The organism is Dietzia sp., assembly GCF_036741115.1.
Taxonomy (GTDB): Bacteria; Actinomycetota; Actinomycetes; order Mycobacteriales; family Mycobacteriaceae; genus Dietzia.
The window spans coordinates 1-5,362 of the sequence record NZ_DAINST010000119.1; the positions used below are offsets into that span (position 1 = coordinate 1).

A 5,362-nucleotide genomic window follows, 5' to 3' on the forward strand; every position below is an offset into this window, starting at 1 on the left:
GCCGGAGGCACCCGAAGAATTAGTCCGCCGAGTGGCTACCCTTGCTCTGGCTCGACGACCCGGTCGAACCCGTCGAACCCGACGAGAACGAGGACGAGGACGACTGGCTGCCGCCGGACTTCGAGTCGAGGCCCGGGATGCGACCGGCCTGCGGCGCATCGGCCGGCTCTGCCGACCCGGACTTGCCGAGTTCGGAGAGCTGGCTCTCGAGGTAGGCGGTGAGGCGCGAGCGGTACTGCTTCTCGAAGGTGCGGAGCTGGTCGATCCGGCCCTCGAGCACACCGCGCTGCTGGTTGATGGTGGCCATGATCTCGGTGTGCTTGCGCTCGGCGTCCGCCTGGAGGGCATCGGCCTTCGACTGCGCTTCGCGGATCTGCGCCTCGGACTTGCCCTCGGCGTCCTTGACGATGGACTCCGAGCGGGACTTCGCCTCGGAGAGAAGGCGGTCGGCCTCGGACTTCGCATCGCCGACCAGCTTGTCGGAGCGGGTCTTGGCATCGGAGACGAGCTTGTCGGAGTCTGTGCGCGCCTTGCTGACGAGCCCGTTGGACTCCTTCTGCGCATCGCCCGTGAGGCGGTCGGCCATTTCCTGCGCCATCGCGAGGACGCGGGCGGCGCGCATGCTGCCATCGCCGTCGGCGCCGGCATCGGACTTCGCGAGCGAGGGGGTCGCGGAAGCCTTTGGCCCAGGGGTGGAAGTGGCAGCGGCGGCGGGAGCTGCGGCTGCGGCGGCAGGAGCTGCTGCCGCGCTGCCCGAATCCTTGCCGGATCCGCCGGCCTTCTTCGCCGACTCGAGATCGCTACCGAGTTCGTCGACACGCGCACGGAGATCGTCGTTCTCCTCGACCAAGCGGCCGAGCTCCTGCTCCACCAGATCGAGGAACTGGTCGACCTCGTCCTCGTTGTACCCACGCTTCCCGATGGGCGGCTTACTAAAGGCAACGTTGTGAACGTCGGCTGGAGTCAACGGCATGTCATTCCCCTTGCGTTTGTGTAGACGGCCCCGGCTCCGCCAGAGGGGGCTTACCTTTATTCCGCCCGCACTATCCGGCGGGTCTCCGCGAGTCGCGGCGCCTTGCGGCCACCGTACCCGTGGTTCCCACGATGCGAGGACGAACGATTCTTACACTCTCTGTTCTACCTTATCGGAAGCACACGCGATAACAATTATTCACGTAGACCTCTTTGCGTCACTCGTTTTACCCGATATCCGGCGAGTGCGATAACCCGGGGATCGGATGCCTACGCCTATCGGGGATGCCCGCCTCAGACGACGTAGCTGTAGGCGATGCCCAGGAGCATCTGTAGGAAGAAGATGATGACGAAGAGGACGAGGACCGAGATATCAAGCTGAACGGCGCCGAGCCGAACCGGCGGAATGACCTTCCGGAGCGCCTTGACGGGCGGATCGGTGACGGTGAACAGCGCCTCGAAGATGACGACGAGGATGCCCTTCGGGCGCCAGTCCCGCGAAAACGAGGTGATCATCTCAACGATGATCCGCGCGATGAGGAGGAAAGAGAACACCCTGAGCAGCCAGGAGAGAATCAAGATGATGAGTGCCACGGGGCGTGTCCTAATCTGCTTCGGTCGTCGGCTGTCTGTCGAGTCCGCCGGCAGGCCTCCCGCCCTCTGCGCGGGTGGCCTGCCCTGATCCGCTCAGTGGCCGACGGTCTCGTCGTCGTGCGACAGCTATTGATCAGCCGTCGCGCAGCTGCCTCTGTTAGCGGCGGAAAGCGGCGTTCGCGGCCTCGCGCTTCTCGGCCTCGGTGAGGTCGAGTCCTGCCGGAGACATGAAGAACGTGCGCTCGCGGTCGGCGATCTTGCCCATCTGGCCGTCGAGGGCGAAGACGAGGCCTGCGGCGAAGTCGATCATACGACGGGCATCGCCCGCGGCCATGAGCGAGAGGTCGAGGACGACCGGGGTTCCCGCGCGGAAGTTCTCGCCGACGCTCTTGCCGTCGGCGTAGCCGCGGGGACGCTCGAGTGCCGCCTCGGGGCGGACGACGAGGCCGTCGTCGAAGTCCTCGAACTCGTCGACCTCGGGCTTGAGGGCGACGGAACCGCGAACCGGCGCGACCGTACGGGCCGAGGGCTCGAGGCCCCCGAGCGGCTCGCGCTGGGCGGCGGCGCGGTAGCGGCGGGGACGCTCCGGCGCGGGCTCGGGATCGAGGCGGCCGTAGCCGCCGGCGCCGATGTCCTCCGCGTATTCCCCGGCGAAACGGTCGGAACGGTACGCAGGCCGCGAGTGGGCGTGGCCCACACGGTCCTCGGGATGGAGCGGCTCGTCGCGCACGGGATCGACGGCGCGGAACTCGCCGGTCTCGTACTCGTCGTCGAAGTATTCGTCGCCCTCGGCCAGGGCGTTCGGATTCATCCCGAAGAAGTCCTTGACCTTGTCAAATGTGCTCATAGGAGTCCTCGATCGTCGTAGGGGCCTGGCTCGGGCGCGGCCGCAGGGTGCCGACATCCCTCCCCACATTCAGGTACGGGCTCAGAGTATTGGGCGCGGACCCATGATCGCCGTTCCGACACGCACGCATGTCGAGCCTGCGGAAATCGCTTCCTCGAGGTCCCCGGTCATGCCTGCAGAGAACTCGACGGCGTCGGGGAATTCCGCGAGTACGCGCTCGCGGATGCTCGCCGCGCTCGCGAAATGTGCCGCCGGATCCCCACCGTCCAACGGCGGCACGACCATGATCCCGCCGAAGCGCAGCGAATCGGCCCCGGCCACCGTGGCGCACACCTCGAGCAGATCGCCTGATGCCACGCCACCCCGCGAAGTGTCGCCGTCGAGGCTGAGCTGCACGAGGCAGCGCAGCGGCTCCGCCCCGTTCTCGTCGATCTCGCGGGCGCGGCCGCGGGCCAGCCCCTCGGCCACCTTGACCGAGTCGACGGACTGCACCTCATCGGCCCAGCGGGCGACGGAGCCGGTCTTCTTCGACTGGATATGCCCGATCATCACGAGGTTCGGTCGGCGCGGGGCTCCCTGCCCCACATTCTCGTCGTTGCTCGCCCCGGCGATCTCGTCCCAGCGCTCAGCCTTGGCCTGCGCCTCCTGGACCCGGTTCTCCCCGAGGTCGGTGGCTCCCAACCGGGCGAGCTGGAGCGTGTCCTCGAAGGGATGAAACTTGGTGACCACCACGAGACGCACATCGGAGCCCCCGCGCCCGGCATCGGCCCGCGCACTATCGATTCGTTCGCGTACGGCGGCGAGACGCTCGCCGAGCTCGGCTGCACGCTCCGCCGTCACTCCCATGGGGCCACCGCCGGAAGCTTCCGCTCCCTCTCCCCCGCCCGCTCCCGCAGAGATAGGCGCCATCTACGCCTCCCTCACGATCACGCTGGCGAGCCGGCCCGTCGTGCCCTCGCGCCTATAGGAGAACAGCTCGGGATCGGCGATCGTGGAGCGCGGGTCCGAGTCGACCTGCTCGACGCCGAGCCCGGCGAGCTGCCGCGCGATCCCCTTGCGCAGATCCACCCCGGCAGTGCCGTCGACGGTGGTGCACCGGCTGCCCGGCAGCACCGACTCCGTAGCCGCCGCCATTTCCTCTGGGAGTTCGTAGTGCTCTCCTGACGCCGCGGGTCCCAGCAGCACGGTGATCCGCTCCTTCTGCGCGCCGAGGGACTCCATCGCGGCGATCATCGCCGGGACGATCCCCTTCTCCGCACCGACACGGCCGGCGTGCGCCGCACCGATGACACCGGCCTCCTCGTCGGCCGCGAGCACCGGGACGCAATCGGCCGAGAGCACCGCGAGGGCGAGGCCCGGCCGGTCGGTGACGAGTGCGTCTGTGCGAGGAACCGCGCCCCCTGGGCGCGAGGTGACCCGCACGACCCTGGTGCCGTGGACCTGCTCCATCCACACGATGTCGGCATCATCGAGGCCCATCGCCTCTGCGAGCCTGCGCCTGTTCGACCGGACCGCGGCGGGATCGTCCCCGACGTGGTCACCGAGGTTGAAGGAGCTGTACTTGCCCCCGGAGGCGCCACCGCGACGCGTCGTGACGATCCTGCGCACCCGCGATTTCTCTCCACCCTGCATTGGCCCATCGTATCCGCGATTCGGCCTCGGGAACACGTGCGCGGGCCCGAACGCGGCCATGGGTGTGGACACGAGCGCGGACTAGCGCGAGGACTCGACCCCAATCACACGCGAGCGGGGCGCCCACCGTTACGGTGGGCGCCCCGCTCGCGTGCGAACGTCCTGCTCGTGGACCCGCCCGGAATCGCGCCGGGCTCGCCTCTAGAACGCTGCCGGTCAGTTCATCATGAACGGCGGGAGGTCGATGTCGTCCTCCTCGGCAGGGCGTGCCGACGGGCGCGCGCCCGGGAAGTCGGCGCGCCCGTCGCGGCCATCACGCGCATCGCGGCCGTCGCGGTAATCGGGTCGCGACTCGGGTTCCGAGCGGCGGACCTCGCCGAGCGCAGGAGCGGGCTCACGCTCGCCGAACTCGGACTCCGCGCGGTGGCGGCCCGGGACCGGATCGGTGACGTGCTTGCGCGGGCCGCCGTCGAAACCGGCGGCGATGACGGTGACACGGACCTCGTCGCCGAGCGCATCGTCGATCACGGCGCCGAAGATGATGTTCGCGTCCTCGTGCGCTTGCTCCTGCACGAGCTGCGCGGCCTCATTGGTCTCCATGAGGGAGAGGTCGGAGCCGCCGGCGACCGTGATGAGCACGCCCTTGGCGCCCTCCATCGTGGTCTCGAGCAGCGGCGAGTTGATCGCGTCGAGCGCGGCCTTGCGGGCCCGCTCGTCGCCGGTCGCCGAGCCGATGCCCATGAGCGCGCTGCCGGCATCGGACATGACGCCCTTGATGTCGGCAAAGTCGGTGTTGATCGTGCCGGCCTCGGTGATGAGGTTGGTGATTCCCTGGACGCCGTTGAGGAGGACCTCGTCGGCGTTCTTGAAGGCGTCGATCATCGACACGGACGGATCCGAGAGCTGGAGGAGCCGGTCGTTGGGAATGACGATGAGCGTGTCGCATGCGCCGCGGAGCGACTCGATGCCCTCGGCCGCCTGCTTGCTGCGCCGCTTGCCCTCGAAGGAGAACGGGCGGGTGACGACGCCGACGGTGAGCGCGCCGAGCTTGCGGGCGATCGAGGCGACGACCGGCGCCGCGCCGGTACCCGTGCCGCCGCCCTCACCTGCGGTCACGAAGATCATGTCCGCGCCTTGGAGGACGTCCTCGATCTCGTCCTTGTGGTCCTCGGCGGCCTTGCGGCCGACCTCGGGATCGGCGCCGGCGCCGAGTCCGCGGGTGAGCTCGCGGCCGACGTCGAGCTTGACGTCGGCGTCGGAGAGGAGGAGCGCCTGCGCGTCGGTGTTGATCGCGATGAACTCGACGCCCTTGAGGCC

6 protein-coding genes are annotated in these 5,362 nt (G+C 68.8%); all 6 read right to left on the minus strand.

Annotation, left to right across the window (positions count from 1 at the left end):
- Positions 1 to 19: 19 nt before the first annotated feature.
- The gene (gene wag31, locus V7E05_RS13380) at positions 20 to 973 is read right to left on the minus strand and encodes a DivIVA-like cell division protein Wag31 (RefSeq protein WP_333620135.1); all 954 of its coding nucleotides are present in this window, start codon (positions 971 to 973) and stop codon (positions 20 to 22) included.
- Positions 974 to 1,266: 293 nt separating this feature from the next.
- Positions 1,267 to 1,566, minus strand: coding sequence for a YggT family protein (locus V7E05_RS13385; RefSeq protein WP_333620136.1), 300 nt, complete (start codon positions 1,564 to 1,566; stop codon positions 1,267 to 1,269).
- 157 nt (positions 1,567 to 1,723) lie between these two features.
- Positions 1,724 to 2,413 (minus strand): cell division protein SepF, encoded by a 690-nt coding sequence (locus tag V7E05_RS13390; protein ID WP_333620137.1) that lies wholly within the window; start codon positions 2,411 to 2,413, stop codon positions 1,724 to 1,726.
- Between the two features lie 81 nt (positions 2,414 to 2,494).
- Positions 2,495 to 3,322 carry a YggS family pyridoxal phosphate-dependent enzyme gene (locus V7E05_RS13395; protein ID WP_333620138.1) on the minus strand — a complete coding sequence of 276 codons (828 nt, stop codon included), beginning with the start codon at positions 3,320 to 3,322 and terminating at the stop codon, positions 2,495 to 2,497.
- On the minus strand, positions 3,323 to 4,045 hold the full coding sequence (gene pgeF / locus V7E05_RS13400) for a peptidoglycan editing factor PgeF (protein WP_333620139.1): 723 nt from the start codon (positions 4,043 to 4,045) through the stop codon (positions 3,323 to 3,325). It lies immediately after the preceding gene.
- Positions 4,046 to 4,261: 216 nt separating this feature from the next.
- Positions 4,262 to 5,362, minus strand: a 1,101-nt coding sequence (gene ftsZ / locus V7E05_RS13405) for a cell division protein FtsZ (protein ID WP_333620140.1), incomplete at its 5' end; no start/stop codon positions are given.